The organism is Marinobacter nitratireducens (assembly GCF_000708045.1).
GTDB classification, from domain to species: domain Bacteria; phylum Pseudomonadota; class Gammaproteobacteria; order Pseudomonadales; family Oleiphilaceae; genus Marinobacter; species Marinobacter nitratireducens.
This window is the reverse complement of the sequence record NZ_ANIE01000003.1, coordinates 489,202-505,532: the sequence shown is the minus strand read 5'-3', so window position 1 is coordinate 505,532 and position 16,331 is coordinate 489,202. Positions and strand designations below refer to the sequence as shown.

The window sequence follows — 16,331 nt, the reverse complement described above, 5'->3', positions numbered from 1 at the left end:
TTCAAGCATGACAGAAAATCAGACGACTTTCTTCAGCTCTTCTTCCAGTTGCGGTACTGCTTCAAACAGATCCGCGACCAGGCCGTAATCGGCTACCTGGAAGATCGGGGCTTCTTCGTCCTTGTTGATCGCGACGATCACTTTGGAGTCAGACATACCTGCCAGGTGCTGGATGGCACCGGAGATACCAACCGCTACGTACAGTTGCGGTGCAACGATCTTACCGGTCTGACCGACCTGCATGTCGTTCGGTACGAAGCCAGCGTCAACAGCGGCACGGGATGCGCCAACCGCAGCGCCCAGTACGTCAGCAACCTGCTCCAGCATCTTGAAGTTGTCGCCGTTCTGCATACCGCGACCACCAGAGATAACGATGCCGGCAGAAGCCAGATCCGGACGATCAGACTCGGCCTTCTCTTCGCCAACGAACGTGGACAGACCAGCGTCCTTAACAGTGTCGAGGGCTTCAACAGCCGCAGAACCGCTTTCAGCAACAGCGTCGAATGCGGTCGGACGAACGGTGATCACCTTGATGCTATCGCTGGACTTCACAGTCGCGATGGCGTTACCGGCGTAGATCGGACGAACGAAAGTGTCGTCAGACTCAACGCGGATGATGTCGGATACCTGGGCAACATCCAGCAGCGCAGCAGCGCGCGGCATGAAATCCTTACCAGTAGTACCGGCAGCAGCCAGAATGTGGCTGTAGCCCTTACCCACTTCGGCAACCAGCTCAGACAGATTTTCTGCCAGGAAGTGGCCGTAGGCAGCATTGTCTGCAACCAGAACCTTGTTCACGCCTTCTGCTTTGGCAGCGGCTTCAGCGACGGCGCCTACGTTCTCACCCGCAACCAGCACGTCGATGTCGCCACCGATGGCCTTGGCAGCCGCTACAACACTCAGGGTCGCCTGCTTCAGGCTGCTGTTGTCATGTTCAGCAATTACCAGGATGCTCATTTAGATCACCTTCGCTTCGTTCTTCAGTTTATCGACCAGCTCAGCAACGTCCGCTACCTTCACACCTGCCTGACGGGCAGCCGGAGCTTCCACTTTCAGGGTGGACAGACGTGCAGCAATATCGACACCCAGATCAGCCGGGGTGGTCGTGTCGAGCGGCTTCTTCTTGGCCTTCATGATGTTCGGCAGAGAAGCGTAACGCGGCTCGTTCAGACGCAGGTCAGTGGTGACCACAGCCGGGAGGTTCAGAGCTACAGTCATCAGACCGCCATCAACCTCACGGGTTACATTAACCTTGTCGCCTTCAACAACCACTTCGGAAGCGAATGTGCCCTGACCCATGCCGGACAGCGCAGCCAGCATCTGGCCGGTTTGGTTGTTGTCAGAGTCGATAGACTGCTTGCCGAGAATAACCAGCTTCGGCTCTTCTTTCTCGACAACAGACTTCAGCAGCTTGGCCGCTTCGAGAGACTGAACCTCTTCGTCTGTCTCGACGTGGATACCACGGTCAGCACCCAGAGCCAGAGCGGTACGGATCTGCTCTTGAGCAGCCTTGGGACCAATGGAAACCACCACGATTTCACTGGCAACACCCTTTTCTTTCAGGCGAACCGCTTCTTCAACCGCGATTTCACAGAAAGGGTTCATTGCCATCTTGACGTTGGCGAGATCAACGCCGGTGTTGTCCGGCTTGACGCGCACCTTCACGTTGTAGTCGATTACTCGTTTTACAGCGACCAGAACCTTCATAGATTCCTCGTTCTTCTACGATGGGTTTATGACTTGCAGATCTCGCGCAGAGCCTGCCGAAATTCAGTGCGCACTAATGATGGAGGCAACGGTCAGCAGAATCAATAGCCTCAAGCGACGCGCCAGAACTGCTTTTCTGGCCAATTTCATGTGTTGACTGAAATTGGCGGTGAGACGATACTAGATTTCGACTCAAAACACACGATGTTTCGGTGTACACGTACAATGCCAAAGGATAATCCAAATTTCAAACAAACGTTTGTTTGATACATTAAATACGGTATCCTTCCTGAGTATAAAAGTCGGAGTTATCGGCTTCTTGCGGTCGTCTGTAGGTATTTTTACAGGTATGATGACGACCCAGTGACAAGTGCCTCCGGGCTGAAAATACCCATTAGAAAGATGTTTGAGGAGACCAACGTGGAACGCGAATCGATGGAATTTGATGTTCTGATCGTCGGCGGCGGCCCTGCGGGCCTGTCAGCAGCTTGCCGTGTCATGCAGTTGGCGCAGGAAGCTGGCGAAGAACTCACCGTTTGTGTAGTGGAGAAAGGCTCGGAAATCGGCGCGCACATCCTCGCCGGTACCGTATTTGAGCCCACTGCCCTCAACGAGCTTTTCCCGGACTGGAAAGAAAAAGGTGCACCGCTGAATACACCGGTCACCCGTGACGACATTTTCCTGCTTAAGAACCAGGAAAACGCCACCAAGATTCCGAATGCCTTTGTGCCCAAGAACATGCACAACCACGGCAACTACATTATCAGCCTCGGCAACCTGTGCCGCTGGCTCGCCGAGCAGGCCGAGCAACTGGGCGTGGAAGTTTATCCGGGCTTCGCTGCCGCCGAGACCATTGTTGAAGATGGTCAGGTTAAAGGCATCATCACCGGTGACATGGGCGTTGCCCGTGACGGTTCCGAGAAAGACGGTTACATGCCGGGTATGGAACTCCGTGCCAAGTACACCCTGTTTACCGAAGGCTGCCGGGGTCACCTGGGCAAGCGCCTGATCGCCGACTACAAGCTGGACGAAGGCAAGGACCCGCAGCATTACGGCATCGGTATCAAAGAACTGTGGGATATCGACCCGGCCAAACACGAGCCAGGCCTGGTTGTTCACACCACCGGCTGGCCGCTGAACGAGTCCGGTTCCACCGGCGGTTCCTTCCTGTATCACCTGGAAAATGGCCAGGTCTATGTCGGCCTCATCACTGACCTGTCCTACAGCAACCCGCACGTTAGCCCGTTCGAGGAATTTCAGCGCCTGAAGCACCATCCGGAAGTGAAAAAATATCTGGAAGGCGGCAAGCGCGTAGCTTACGGCGCACGTGCCATCGCAAAAGGCGGTTACAACGCTCTGCCCAAGATGAGCTTCCCGGGCGGCCTGCTGCTTGGCTGTGACGCAGGAACCCTGAACAGCTCCAAGATCAAGGGATCCCACACCGCCATGAAGTCTGGCCTGCTGGGTGCCGAAGCCGTCTTTGAAGCCCTGAAGGAAGGCAAGTCCGGTGAAGAAATCACCAGCTTCCAGAAGCGCTTTGAAGACAGCTGGCTGTACAAAGAACTCTACGCCGAGCGTAACTTTGGCCCGGCCATGCACAAGTTCGGTAACATCGTTGGTGGTGCGGTTGCGTTCTTCGAGCAGAACATTCTGCGCGGCAGCCTGCCGATTACCTTCCACGATACCACTCCGGACTACGCCACCATGAAGCCGGCGTCCGACTGCAAGAAGATCAGCTATCCGAAGCCGGATAACACACTGACCTTCGATCGCCTGTCCTCGGTGTTTATCTCCAACACCAACCATGAGGAAGATCAGCCGATTCACCTGAAGCTGACTGATCCGGACATCCCGCTGAAGGAAAATTTACCGAAATATGACGAGCCGGCGCAGCGCTACTGCCCTGCTGGTGTCTATGAGGTTGTCGAAGCTGACGACGGAAGCGGTAATAAGTTCCAGATCAACGCCCAGAACTGTGTTCACTGCAAGACCTGTGACATCAAGGATCCTGCACAAAACATCACCTGGGTGACACCGGAAGGCGGCGGCGGCCCGAACTACCCGAACATGTAAGTTCGGCGCTCCGAGAAAAACGGTCCCAATTGGGGCCGTTTTTTTATTTGGGTCTGCCAATTTTCATACAGGCATAAAAAAACGGCTCACGAGGAGCCGTTTTTGATACTGCCAAAAAGCTTAGTGCACGTGACCGTGCTCTTGCTCTTCGTCAGTTGCTTCGCGGGTCTCTACCACTTCAACGTCGAAGTGCAGAGTTTCACCGGCCAGCGGATGGTTTGCGTCGATGGTGACGGTCTCGTCACTGACTTCAACAACGCGAACGATCTGGGGGCCGCCCGGAGTCTGAGCCTGGAACTGCATGCCCGGCTCGATGGTGTCTACGCCTTCAAACGCGGAGCGAGGAACCGGCTGGATCAGCTCTTCGTTTTTCTCGCCGTAGCCCTCGGCAGGCTCAACAGATACCTTCACCTGATCGCCAGAGTTCTTCTCGTTCAGAGCGCTTTCCAGACCACCGATAATGTTCTGTGCACCTTCCAGGTAAGTCAGAGGCTCACGGCCTTCTACGCGGGAGGAATCGAGTTCTTCACCCTGGTCGTTAGTGAGCGTGTAGTGGATGGTAACAACACGAGGTTGGGCCATGTGTTCTCCTTGCGTGTAGCAATGACTGTTTGATTTAAATTAGGTAATCGAAAGTGATCATGAACAGCCAGACTGCACAGAGGGACTAACGACCACCGGGCCTCGTTAGAGAGCCAGGCTCGATAACAAGTCTGAAAGCACAGTTTAACAAGTGTAGGAGCGTGCTTTCTACCGTGAGTTTTGGGGGCGTACCGTTGTTTTTCAACCGGCATCGCCGATTTTGTAGAAAATTCCGTGACTCACAACGCCCACTTCAACCTTTCCATCATCTTCCCGTTCGATGGCGTGCTCCACGAGATCGTAAAAGGCGGTGGTAACGAGTCTGGCTTCCACGCCATGACGGACATAGACAACCGGTCGAGGCTCGTCCGAATCGGGATAGGTGCTGATGACAAGCGGGTGCTCGGCGCCAACCTCAAGGGTCTCTCCAACATTGGTGGTTACGCTGACGACCTGGGTGCCCTGTCCCGGCTCAGCCACCTCCAGGGTGTGAGCGAGCAACGGCGCGTCTTCAACCCGGATTCGCCATTTCTCAACAGGCGTTACGAGATAGTACTCGCCATCGTCTTCCCGCCTCAGAATGGTGGAAAACAGGCGAACGATTTCTTCCCGGGCGATGGGGCTGCCTTTGAACAGCCATTTGCCGTCACGAGTGATAATCAGATCCATGTCACCCGATAATTCGGGATGCCATTTATCCAGTGGTGGCAGGCCTTTGGCCTGGCGGGTGCTCTCCAACTGGGAGGCAAGCTTTTCCGGATCCTGAGTCATAGAGATGGTCCGCTCAACATGATTAAAGGCCCCGCATCCACTCGGCACGCAATGGCACCGCCCCGGGGCTGGTGATGGCGAGGTTCACCTGATCAAGCATCTTCTGTTTGTCTCTTCCGAGCGTGCCTTTCAGCACCAGGTAGTTGGAGGCATGGTCGCTACGAAAAATAGTCCGATCCAGCTCAAGATGTTCGAGGAACAGGCGGATCTCCTCAAACAGGCCTTCCTGGGACAGCGGCACAAAATCATCACCAAACCCTTCCCGGAAACGCTCCTCTCCCTGCGGAAAGCTGACCACCAGCGTGGACAGGTAGTCCGGCTGAGTCTCATTGCAGAGTGTCGCCGTGTTGATGGCGTGCTGCCGTGACAGCGATTCACCGCCAAGCCCGTTCAGCACCATCACCGAGCTCGTCAGGCCGGCCTCTTTGATTTTGAGTAGTGCGGATCGTGTGGATTCCCAGGTCTCACCTTTATTGACGCGAGCCAGGATCTCATCGTCACCTGACTCCATCCCGACATACAGAATCTGCAGCCCCGCCTCCCGAAGCTGAGCGAGCTCCTCGACCGTCTTCTTCGCCAGATTTCTGGGCAGGCAATAACTGGACACCCGCTGGAGATCCGGGAATGCGGCCTTGAGGTCAGCCAGAATCTCCAGCAGACGGCGCGTAGGCAACACCATGGCGTCACCATCGGCGAGAAACACTCTTCTCACACCACCAAGGCTTCGCGCAGCCTTGTCGATATCGGCACGAATATCCTCGGGCTTTCTGGCCCGGAACTTTTTCTGGGGTTGGGTGTACATTTCGCAAAAGGTGCATTTGTTCCACGAACACCCATTGGTGACCGGCAGGATCAGCGATTTGGCCTCGCTGGGCGGCCGGAACACCGGCTCCACATACTCAATTGGAAAACTGTACATCGTTGACTCTCAAAAATTCTACACGGGGCATTGCTATGCAGATCAGGGCAAAAACTGCGCTTTCAAGTCCGCACAGCCCGGCCCGACCACCGGCATTTCCAGCAACACCGCCTGGGATGTCATGAACGGTATGCCGCGGCGATGGCTATCCACCAGCAACGTGGACAAGCTGCCCACAAGCGGCATATGGGAGATGATCATCAGCGGCGTGGACTGATTGTCCAGCAGCGCATCCAGACACACACCGGGGTCATCATCCGGCGTGATGAAAGACTTCTCTTCAACGGGGCAATTCAGTATTTCAGACACAATCCCTGTGGTCTGACGAGCCCGGGTATACGGGCTCGTCCAGATTACTTCCGGGCGCCAGGGGGACTCGGCAATCCTGGCCGCCGTTTGCGCGGTATGAGCCCGCCCTACCTCAGTCAGTTCCCGCTCCTGGTCAAGGGTATGCCAGCCGGCTTCACCGTGACGCATTATGATCAGATGCACTGGCAACCTCCCCGGGGTCGTTATTGCGTGATGGTTCGAGGGAGTATGAATTCCACGTCGGAATTCTGAACCGCCATCATCAGACTGTTGATGACCGCGTTGATGGACGCGGAGCCGTAGAGGATTTCGTACAACCCGCGTACCAAAGGCATGTAAATACCGATGGCCTCGGACTTTTCCTTAACCAGCTTGAGGGTGTAGATACCCTCGGCAACCTGCCCGAGTTCTGCCACCGCATCATCAAGCTGCTTGCCCTTGCCGACCGCATATCCGACCCGGAAGTTACGGCTTTTGGAAGAGGTGCACGTTGCGATAAGGTCACCGACGCCCGCCAAACCCATGAAGGTCATCGGGTTGGCGCCCAGGCTGACCGCAAACCGGCTCATTTCCGCCAGCCCCCGGGTAATCAGCATCGCCTTGGCGTTTTCACCCATGTCCAGCGCTGATGCCATGCCGGCAACAATGGCATAGATGTTTTTCAATGCCCCGGCGAGCTCAACGCCGTATATATCAACGTTGGCGTATACCCTGAAGTACTCGCAGCCCAGCAGGTCTTGTACGGCACGCCTTACATCGGGGTCTTTTGCCGCAATAACCGTCGCGGTGAGATCCCGGTTCACGATCTCGGCCGCCAGGTTCGGGCCACTCAGCACGCCAATCTGGCACCGTGGTATCTCTTCCTGCAGGATCTCGCTCATCAGCTTGAAGCCATGCTCTTCAATCCCCTTGGTCAGGCTGATAACAATCTGTCCCTCCCGGAACTGATCGCTGTGCTGACGGATCACCGCGCGGAATGCCTTGCTGGGTATGGCAACAAATACGATTTCTGATTTTCCGATGGCGTCTTCAAAGTCTGACGTTGGCTGGATATCACCTTCGAGCTTGATGCCTGGCATATACCGGCTGTTTATCCGGGTATCCCGGACTTCGTTCACCTGTGCTTCGTCACGCATCCAGAAGTGAACACGATGACCATTTTCTCCCAGTACTTTTGCCATGGCAGTTCCGAAACTGCCACCGCCAAGTACCGTGACGTCGTGTACCCGCTCCTGAGTCTCTTTATCCTGAGACGCTGTATTTTCAGGCATAGTTGTCCCGTTATGTCTGTCTGGTCGGGGAATCCGGAACGCTCCGGGGGCATGGCGAAGGCGGCGGAATCAGCCGGCTTCTTCGCACTCCAGAGCACGCACCAGATTCTTGAATTCTTCCCGGTTACGGCTGTTAAGCCCCATCAAAACCCGATGTGCGTCCAGTACTTTGTCACGAACCTGCTGTTCACTGGCTTTAAGCACAGGAATTTCTTCAAGCTCTTCAATACGGGAGGCTGGCTCACGAACAATGATGAATATCTTGTCGAAGCCCATGGAGGTAATGATGCGGGTGATGTCTGGGTTCGTGGAGATCAGTGTAGGTAGGAAATGGCTCTGTTTCTGGGCTGCCATGGCGATCTTGGCAAGCAAGCCGAGGGTGGTGCTGTCGATGATCTCGGTCTCGGTAAGATCGATGACCACGGTCTTGAAGTTGGGATCCTGGGTGATGGACTCAACCAGGTTGTCCAGCGTCGAACACAGGTTCAGCCGGATTTCCCCAATAAACTTCAGGACATAGATGCCCTGTTTCTCAGCTTGCAGGATTTTATAGCCAACCATGTTCACACTGCCACTATTTCGACGACGTGAAGTCTGTTCCGTTTATCGTATCAGTAACCGATACAATAGCGATATCGTCAGGTAACTCTGTGATCCCGTCGAGATTCAGAGCTTCATTAAGAGATGCGATAGTGTGACGACCTCCGGATACGAGTTCAAGTAGTGTGCCCTCCTTTTCATCGAGACTTTTCGCCTTTATGACCTCAAGGATACCGTCTGAGAACAGAATTAGCCGGAAAGGCTTGTCTAGGGCGACTTCGTAGACTTCCCATTCAGGTTGTTCAAAGAGGCCAACCGGAAGACCACTGCCCTCGAGAAACGCCGTTTCCCCGCCCTCGAACGACAAAATGGGCATCGGAAAATGGGCACCGACGGCGTAGCGCAGCGTGCGCTTCTCAATCGATATGATGCCAACAAATACCGTCACGTGCTTGCCAAGGCCGGTGTCGAGTAATTCGGAATTGATTCTTTCGAGGAACCGTTCGGGATAAAGAATATCGTCAGAGGATTCGCGCCTGAGATTGCGCTGCAGCCGGTTGGTCAGGTTCTTGAGCAGTACTGTCACAAACGCGGAGCTTGCGCCGTGGCCGGATACATCCGCGATGTAAACCAGCACTTCGTCCTTTGATATCGGGAAATAGTCCAGGAAATCGCCACTCAGATAGAGCGACGGTTTGATCAGGTGGTCAACGTGTATCCCCGCGAATTCCTGCTCCCGGTCTGGCAGCATCCGCAGCTGAACCTTGCGTCCGGCTCTCTGGTCCGCCCGCAGCTCCGAAATACCGTCCCTGAGGTCCCTGTTGGCTTCTTCCAGTTCCTGGCGGTAAAGCTGGTTAAGACGATTCACCCGTACCCGGTCAAACAACTTCTCGATGACATCATCGAGAGCTCCCTTATCGTCACTACAGGGTTTGAGAACCACATCTGCAGCCCCGGCCCGGAGTGCGTTGACGACATCGGCACTGGATTCGGTGGAATAACAGGCGACGATCGGCGTAAAGGTCTCAGCCTCTTCCAGGCGGGTATCGAGGTCCCGAATGGCCGCCGGTGGCAGGTCTGCAAAGATGACATCGGGAATGTTATCGTCAAACAATGCTCTGGCGGCGGAAAGATCGCTGTAGCCGGTCACGTAGAAGCCCCTGGCTTCCAGATATCGGGACAGATCGGTTCGAGCCTTTTCATCGGCATCAATAATAAGAATGCGCTCGGTGCGCGAAGTCATTGCTACTGCCCTAAACTACCAGCGATAAAAGAAAAATTGCCATGTTTAAGCCTATTCTGGCACGCCCCTGTGATATAACAAGGCCAGTTTGGTGAATTTGGGAGAATCGTAACGATGCGGAGTGCCGTTAACGACCTGCTTGGAGCCTATGACAAGCTGATCATGGATCCGGTTCACGGTGGAATCCCCCTGTACCGGCATGAGATCCAGGTGATTGATCACCCTCTGTTTCAGCGCCTGCGCAATATCTGTCAGAACGACATCCTCAGCCTGGTCTTCCCCGGCGCCACCCACTCCCGCTTCCTGCACAGCATCGGCGTGATGCACGTTGGTACCCGCATGTTCCGGGCCATGATTGATGCGTATCTAAGGGAGCGAAAGCTCAGTGAGCAGACCGATCTCAGCCTGAGCCAACTCGATTCGATCGATTATCTCGCCAAAACGATTCGACTTGGATGCCTTTTACACGACAGCGGCCATTCGAGCTTTTCCCACCAGTTCACCCAGGCCAGACGCATTCGGGAACTGATGTCCCGGCCGGAGCGGTTCCGGGATTTGTGGGCCGGAGTCGATTATTCGGTTTATCACCGTGAAGAACCGGATGAACTGGAACATGAACACTACTCGGTTCGTGTGGCTCATGAAGTGCTCTCTTCCATCGATCTGGAGAGCGCCGGGCTGTGTGCAAAAGACATCGTCGGCATCATGGAAACCACTGACGTTGACCCAAGCGAGGCCTTTTGCCGGCATGCCCGCACCTTCTGGGGGTTTATCGCCGGCGAGGAAGCCGCCGCTGGAGCGTTGATCAACGACAACATTCCCAGACTGGTTATGGACCTGCTGTCCTCCATCGTGTCCGGCGAAATTGATGCCGATCGGGCGGATTACATGCTTCGCGACGGATTCCATTCATCGGTCACCATCGGCGGTTTCAACCTGGACCACCTGGTCAGCAACCTCCGCTTCGGCTGGGACGTACACGAACCCTGGCTGGGACTCGCCATCACCCAGAAGGGGCTGGGCGCATTGGAAGACTTCGTCTACAGCCGCCATCAGATGTACCGCAAGGTGTATGCCCACAAAACGGCGCTTGGTTTTGACTGGCTACTGCGGGAGGCAATCAACGAGGTGCTGGATGATCCGGATAGCTTTGAATGGGTCGACACCTGCCTGAGTGATATGCGCTGGTTCGCTGAACTTACAGATAACTTTTTCTGGGAAGCCTTCCGGAAAGTTGCGCGGAAGAACCCTCGCAGTTTCTCATTCTGCATTGTCAATCGGGTGAAGTTACAGCACCTCGACACCCGGGAGGATCTGTCCCGCAAAGCCATCGATCGGCACTGTGCCTGGCTCGCCAACGAACTCAATCTCGACCCGGATACGGTGGTCACCTGCTCCATGCGGGCACGGTTTTCGAAAATCCAGGAAAACTTCAACGGCATCAAGGTGCTGACCCGCAACCCGATTGATCGCACCCGCGCTCTTCACAAGATTACGGAGATCAGTGCCTTCTTTAGCAAATTCGGTGACGGCACCATCACCCATTTTTATGTCCGACCCGAAGTCACCACTCAGACTTCGGAGCGTCTCAGCGAATAGATAGGGTCAGTGCTCTCCGTCGATGGCAGTCACAAGGTCGAACGCGCTGTTAAAGGCGCCTTCGACTCGGCCGCCCGCCAGCCAGTCTCCGGCAATACCGATACCATCGTCCGGATACCACAGATGTCCAGGCTGCCAGTCGCCTTCGGAGCGGGCGTAGAGCCAGCGGTGGGTTACCACGTCTGATGGGCTGCCTCGGTACCCTGTCAATTCGCTAAAGGCTTCGAGGAGAACGTCCGCAACGTCTTCGGGCGTACGGTCCACGTTCGCAGTGGTCCACTCTGCGCCCGCATGCAGTACCCACCATTGCCCGTCATCATGCCTGCCCGGCTTGCTGGAGTTATTACCTATCCAGTAAAGCACCGGATGCTCCACTCTCGCGCCCTCAAAGTGATCCCAGGGCGATTCGTCGAAGCGTGCGGCTACCGCCCAACACGGCAAAACGGCCTCTACCGGCTCATTGAGCGACTCGGCGATGGGGTCAAGACCGCTGGCCTTGAGCAGATCCTGGGTCTGAGCCGGCGGGGCGGTTATCAGGACCTGATCAAACCCGTTGTAACGATGTCCACTGGTGTCAATCAGGCACCAGGAGCCGTTGTCACAAATCAGTTGCTCTATTCGCGTTTCCGTCACAAGATCCACATGGGCCGACAGTTGGCGGCTGATCGCCGTCATCCTTGGGACACCGACGTATCGGGCATCATCCGGGAAGTCAGACCAGTCACCGCCCGCGTCCCGGAACCCCAGTTTTCCGTGCCAGAGCGCGAAGCTCTCGGCGCCCGCATAGCGCCGCAGGAAGGGCAAGAACTCCGGGTTCCTGGCCGTAAAATACTGGGCTCCAACATCTGCCGAACTATCCGGCACGCGCTTCGAGGCCAACCTCCCGCCCGGTCCACGACTCTTTTCAAAAACAGTAACCTGGTGGCCTTTTTGGCGAAGCAGAATTGCACTGGTTAATCCTGAAAGTCCTGAACCAATAACGGCGATTCGACGTATATGCGAGTGATGACTTTTATCGGGCATGATCTATCTTGTATCCAAAATGAGTGGTAACAACGTGCAATACTTGCTGACAAACATTCTGAGGTGGTTCGACTCCAACGCGGGATCGGATCACATTGACGCGCATTCCCGATCGTTCAACATTATACGCGTGCTCCCCTTTATCGCTCTTCACCTTGCGTGTTTCCTTGCGATTTTCACTGGTGTTAGCGCGTTCGCTGCCTGGTTCGCCGTGGGCTTCTTCCTGGTGCGGATGTTTGCCATTACAGGGTTTTATCACCGTTACTTTGCCCATAAAACCTTCAAGACAAGCCGCATTGCCCAGTTCCTTTTCGCCTTGCTGGGCGCAAGTTCCGCTCAGCGGGGTCCTCTCTGGTGGGCGGCCCATCACCGCCATCATCATCAATACTCGGACCATGAGCTGGATCTGCACTCCCCCCATCAGGGCGGGTTCTGGTGGTCACACGCCGGCTGGTTTACTTGCGACGCCGGATTTATTACCGACGAGCGACGTGTCCGAGATTGGCTCAAGTTCCCGGAACTGCGACTGATTAATCGCTTTGATTCGATGGTGCCAGCCCTTGCTGCGGTCGGCATATACGGCCTTGGCGAAGCACTTGCAGCATGGGCTCCCGGTCTCGAAACCAACGGCCTTCAATTGCTGGTGTGGGGCTTCTTTATTTCCACGGTTGCCCTGTTCCACGCCACGGTTTCGATCAACTCCCTTGCTCACGTCTGGGGAAAGCGCCGTTTTGATACTGACGATGACAGCAGGAATAATTTCTGGCTCGCGCTTCTCACTCTTGGCGAAGGATGGCACAACAACCACCACCGCTGGCCGCAGTCGGTCCGCCAGGGTTTTCGATGGTATGAGATTGATGTTACCTGGTACGGACTCTGGTTAATGTCAAAACTCGGCATCATCTGGGACCTGAATCCAATACCCGAGCATATCCAGAAGGAAACCGAAACGCTGGACAGTCTGAGGAGGAAACGCTCATGACTACTGCCTCCAACATAGAAATCGGCTCATTCGAATCCGCTGTGCCAGCGACGCTGGAGCGGTTCCGAAAACTGTTTAACGAGCTCGACAGAGGCAACCTCAACCGCCTGCCCGAGGTTTACGGTGAGAACATAGAGTTCAAAGACCCTCTCGGGGGCGCAACTGGACTGGATGAACTGACCCATTACTTCGCCCATGCTTACGCCAATGCCATCAGTTGCCGATTCGAATTCGGCGATGCGATTGTGAACGGCCCCTACGCGGCCATCCCATGGGTTATGACGCTTCGCCACAAGCGGATCCGTGCAGGCCGGGAAATTCAGGTGGACGGCATCAGCCAACTGAAAATCGATCAAGGGCGTGTGGTTTATCACCGGGACTTCTTCGATGCCGGGCAGCTTCTTTATGAAAACCTCCCAGTCGTTGGCCGTGTCGTTCGCTGGGTTAAAGGATACGCAGGATGAGTGCCCGCCTTTCTCAACCATCCAATATCTGGGTCACAGGTGCCGGCTCCGGCATCGGCGAGTCACTTGTGCACACGCTCGCTTCCCAGGGGCATAGCCTGGCCCTGACCGGCCGACGGGAAGAACCGCTCAAGAAGCTGCAAGCACTGGCGCCAAACCGGATCCACGTGTGCCCGGGTGATACCACTGACAAGCACTCCCTGAGCAACGTTCGGACTGAGTTGCAATCGCTCGGGCACCTGAACATGGCGATATTGAATGCCGGCACCTGCGAGTATCTGGACGTGGCGGCGTACGACAGCGATGTCATTGAGCGAAACATCCAGACCAACGTGGTGGGAACGGCCCGGAGCCTCGACATCGCGCTGCCGTTACTCAGGAAGGCGCGCTCAAGGGGCGAACCTGCCACCATCGTCATCATCAGCTCATCAGCCTGGTGGTTTCCGTTTGGCCGTGCGGAAGGGTATGGGGCTTCGAAAGCGGCTCTTACCTACTTTGCCCACGCGCTTCGCGCGGATCTCGCCCATGAAGGTATCGATGTCGTTGTCGTCTCCCCGGGGTTTGTGAAAACACCGCTGACCGACCGGAACGACTTTCCCATGCCCTTTCTGATAGAGCCCAAAGAAGCGGCCGAGCGGATTGTTAGCGGTGTGATGAAAGGGGCCAGCGACATAGCATTTCCGAAGCGGTTCACCTGGTTGATCCGGTTTCTGGGTGGGCTTCCACGCCCCCTGGTGGACCGCATGGCCGCAAGCATGACCAGGCAAAACAATTAAACACCAGGATCTGATTGAATGAACGAAGAACGTCAGCGCATTGCCGTGATAGGAGCAGGAGTGTCGGGCCTCACCGCAGCCTGGCTGCTTGCTGAACACCACGATGTAGACATTTTCGAAGCGAATGACTATGCCGGCGGACACACCAATACCGAGCAAGTGGAACTGGGTGGACGCACCTGGCCGGTAAATACCGGTTTCATCGTATTCAATGACTGGACCTACCCCAACTTCATTCGCCTCATGGAGCGTCTGGGGGTCGAGTCGGAAGTCAGCGATATGAGCTTCAGCGTTGACTGCCAGAATACGGGCCTTCAATACAACGGCACGAGCCTGAATACTCTGTTTGCCCAACGCAGGAACCTGCTCAACCTGCCGTTTCTGCGAATGATCCGGGAGATACTCCGATTCAACCGGGAAACCCGTGCGGATCTGGAGGCGGGAAATATCAATGACTCGGAAACACTCGGTGAATACCTCAACCGCAACGACTATTCCCGGTATTTTCGAAACTACTACATCGTACCCATGGGCGCTGCAATCTGGTCTGCCCCCGAGATAGTCCTGGAACAGTTCCCTATTCGCTTTTTCCTGCAGTTTTTCAATAACCACGGCATGTTATCAGTGGATGATCGACCGACCTGGCGGGTTATAACCGGAGGCTCCGCTCGCTACGTTGAGCGCATGATGGAACGCCTTGGCGAGAGAACACACCTCAACTGTCCGGTAGACAGCGTCACCCGTGACGAAAACGGCGTAACACTCCGGGTCCAGGGCAAGGAACACCGTTTCGATCAGGTGGTTATGGCCTGTCACAGCGATCAGGCGCTTAAAATGCTTGCGGACCCCACCAAGCAGGAACAACAGATCCTTGGGGCCATCGGGTTTCAGAGTAACGAGGTGGTACTGCACACCGATGCCCGGGTCCTGCCTTCCACCCGCCGTGCCTGGGCGGCCTGGAACTATTTCATCCCGACCCACCGCACCGAACCGGTCTCGGTCACCTACAACATGAACATTCTCCAGAATTTTGACGATGCACCGGAGACCTTCTGCGTCACCTTGAACAGGACCTCCGACATCTCTCCGGACCGGATCATCAAGCGTTTTGACTACTCCCATCCGGTGTTCACGCTCGACGCCGTCGCCGCCCAGAACCGCTACCACGAAATCGGAAATCGTAACCGGACGCACTATTGCGGTGCCTACTGGTTCAACGGCTTCCATGAAGACGGCGTGAAAAGTGCGCTGCGGGTCACCGAGGCGTTCGGTGTGGAGCTTTGACCATGCGAAGCCAATGGCTGGAGGGCACAATCCGGCACCGGCGGCTGTCCCCCATCAACCATCAGTTCCAGTACGGCACGGGAATGCTTGCTCTCAACCTGAATGAGTGGAACTCGGTCACTGGGCTCAGCCCCCTGTTCTCTTTGGAGCGTTTTAACTGGCTGGGGCTAAAGCGCGCGGACTATCTGAACCCCGCCGATGGGAGTCTCAGGGACGCGGTATCGGACTATGTCCGTGAGGCCACGGGATGGGTTCCGGATGGCCCCATCGAATTGATCACCCATCCCCGATACTTTGGTTACGTGTTTAACCCGGTCAGTTTCTATTTTTGCTATGAGGCCGGAGACGATCCACTTCAGGGGGCTGTTCCCCGGGTCATTCTGGCCCAGATCACCAACACCCCCTGGAAAGAGCGCCATGTGTATTGCCTGCAGCCGAAAGGCGGGCTGGCGAACGGCTCGGGATGGCGAACGGAACGATTTACCTTCAAAAAGCAGTTCCATGTTTCGCCCTTCAACGGCATGGATCAGACCTACCAGTGGGTATTCAGCTTTCGCGGTGACGAACTGAGAATCCACATGAACGTACTCGAACAGTACCAGAAGCAGTTTGATTCCACGCTAGTGGTCCAAAGAACCCCACTGACTCGTACTGTTCTACATCGAAGCCTGCGTCGCTTTCCCATCGAAGCGATAAAAGTGACGGCAGGTATCTACTGGAATGCACTCAGGCTAAAGCTCAAGGGCGCGCCGTTTTACACGCACCCGGACAAACTGGAAAGGTAACTC

General features: G+C 55.6%; 17 protein-coding genes. 7 read left to right on the top strand and 10 right to left on the bottom strand.

Going from position 1 to position 16,331, the window contains the following annotated elements:
- Positions 1 to 18 precede the first annotated feature (18 nt).
- Together D777_RS04180 and D777_RS04175 are read right to left on the bottom strand one after the other, a co-directional pair.
- The gene (locus tag D777_RS04180; protein ID WP_036128984.1) at positions 19 to 957 is read right to left on the bottom strand and encodes an electron transfer flavoprotein subunit alpha/FixB family protein; all 939 of its coding nucleotides are present in this window, start codon (positions 955 to 957) and stop codon (positions 19 to 21) included.
- The gene (locus D777_RS04175) at positions 958 to 1,707 is read right to left on the bottom strand and encodes an electron transfer flavoprotein subunit beta/FixA family protein (protein WP_036128983.1); all 750 of its coding nucleotides are present in this window, start codon (positions 1,705 to 1,707) and stop codon (positions 958 to 960) included. It lies immediately after the preceding gene.
- 420 nt (positions 1,708 to 2,127) lie between these two features.
- Here D777_RS04175 and D777_RS04170 point away from each other — a divergent pair, with 420 nt between their 5' ends.
- On the top strand, positions 2,128 to 3,780 hold the full coding sequence (locus D777_RS04170) for an electron transfer flavoprotein-ubiquinone oxidoreductase (protein WP_036129591.1): 1,653 nt from the start codon (positions 2,128 to 2,130) through the stop codon (positions 3,778 to 3,780).
- Positions 3,781 to 3,900: 120 nt separating this feature from the next.
- Here D777_RS04170 and D777_RS04165 read toward each other — a convergent pair whose 3' ends face one another.
- From D777_RS04165 to D777_RS04135, 7 genes are all read right to left on the bottom strand, one after another.
- Positions 3,901 to 4,362: an FKBP-type peptidyl-prolyl cis-trans isomerase gene (locus D777_RS04165; RefSeq protein ID WP_036128981.1), complete on the bottom strand. Its 462-nt coding sequence runs from the start codon at positions 4,360 to 4,362 to the stop codon at positions 3,901 to 3,903.
- A 201-nt stretch (positions 4,363 to 4,563) separates the two neighbouring features.
- Complete coding sequence (locus D777_RS04160; RefSeq protein ID WP_036128979.1) at positions 4,564 to 5,133, bottom strand: DUF1285 domain-containing protein; 570 nt, start codon at positions 5,131 to 5,133, stop codon at positions 4,564 to 4,566.
- A gap of 22 nt (positions 5,134 to 5,155) precedes the next feature.
- Entirely contained in the window at positions 5,156 to 6,052 is an 897-nt protein-coding gene (locus D777_RS04155; RefSeq protein ID WP_036128977.1) for a radical SAM protein, read from the bottom strand.
- Positions 6,053 to 6,094: 42 nt separating this feature from the next.
- Positions 6,095 to 6,544, bottom strand: coding sequence for a SixA phosphatase family protein (locus D777_RS04150; RefSeq protein WP_036128976.1), 450 nt, complete (start codon positions 6,542 to 6,544; stop codon positions 6,095 to 6,097).
- Between the two features lie 20 nt (positions 6,545 to 6,564).
- A complete protein-coding gene (locus D777_RS04145; RefSeq protein WP_036128974.1) occupies positions 6,565 to 7,632 on the bottom strand; it encodes an NAD(P)H-dependent glycerol-3-phosphate dehydrogenase in 1,068 nt (355 codons plus the stop codon).
- A gap of 69 nt (positions 7,633 to 7,701) precedes the next feature.
- Positions 7,702 to 8,193 (bottom strand): STAS domain-containing protein, encoded by a 492-nt coding sequence (locus D777_RS04140; protein ID WP_036129590.1) that lies wholly within the window; start codon positions 8,191 to 8,193, stop codon positions 7,702 to 7,704.
- A 13-nt stretch (positions 8,194 to 8,206) separates the two neighbouring features.
- A complete protein-coding gene (locus tag D777_RS04135; protein WP_036128972.1) occupies positions 8,207 to 9,415 on the bottom strand; it encodes a PP2C family protein-serine/threonine phosphatase in 1,209 nt (402 codons plus the stop codon).
- Positions 9,416 to 9,529: 114 nt separating this feature from the next.
- Here D777_RS04135 and D777_RS04130 point away from each other — a divergent pair, with 114 nt between their 5' ends.
- Entirely contained in the window at positions 9,530 to 11,014 is a 1,485-nt protein-coding gene (locus D777_RS04130; protein ID WP_036128970.1) for an HD domain-containing protein, read from the top strand.
- A 6-nt stretch (positions 11,015 to 11,020) separates the two neighbouring features.
- Here D777_RS04130 and D777_RS04125 read toward each other — a convergent pair whose 3' ends face one another.
- Entirely contained in the window at positions 11,021 to 12,037 is a 1,017-nt protein-coding gene (locus D777_RS04125) for an NAD(P)/FAD-dependent oxidoreductase (RefSeq protein WP_036128968.1), read from the bottom strand.
- Here D777_RS04125 and D777_RS04120 point away from each other — a divergent pair.
- Genes D777_RS04120 through D777_RS04100 form a run of 5 tightly spaced genes read left to right on the top strand, consistent with a single transcriptional unit; the run spans position 12,036 to position 16,328 of the window.
- Complete coding sequence (locus D777_RS04120) at positions 12,036 to 13,019, top strand: acyl-CoA desaturase (RefSeq protein ID WP_051668934.1); 984 nt, start codon at positions 12,036 to 12,038, stop codon at positions 13,017 to 13,019. The genes D777_RS04125 and D777_RS04120 overlap by 2 nt on opposite strands.
- Positions 13,016 to 13,483, top strand: a complete 468-nt coding sequence (locus D777_RS04115) for a nuclear transport factor 2 family protein (protein WP_036128967.1) — start codon at positions 13,016 to 13,018, stop codon at positions 13,481 to 13,483. Before D777_RS04120 ends, D777_RS04115 begins: the two co-directional genes overlap by 4 nt.
- A complete protein-coding gene (locus D777_RS04110) occupies positions 13,480 to 14,259 on the top strand; it encodes an SDR family NAD(P)-dependent oxidoreductase (protein ID WP_036128964.1) in 780 nt (259 codons plus the stop codon). The genes D777_RS04115 and D777_RS04110 overlap by 4 nt, the downstream gene beginning before the upstream one ends.
- Before the next feature lie 18 nt (positions 14,260 to 14,277).
- Positions 14,278 to 15,543: an NAD(P)/FAD-dependent oxidoreductase gene (locus D777_RS04105; protein ID WP_036128962.1), complete on the top strand. Its 1,266-nt coding sequence runs from the start codon at positions 14,278 to 14,280 to the stop codon at positions 15,541 to 15,543.
- A gap of 2 nt (positions 15,544 to 15,545) precedes the next feature.
- On the top strand, positions 15,546 to 16,328 hold the full coding sequence (locus tag D777_RS04100; RefSeq protein WP_036128960.1) for a DUF1365 domain-containing protein: 783 nt from the start codon (positions 15,546 to 15,548) through the stop codon (positions 16,326 to 16,328).
- Positions 16,329 to 16,331 lie beyond the last annotated feature (3 nt).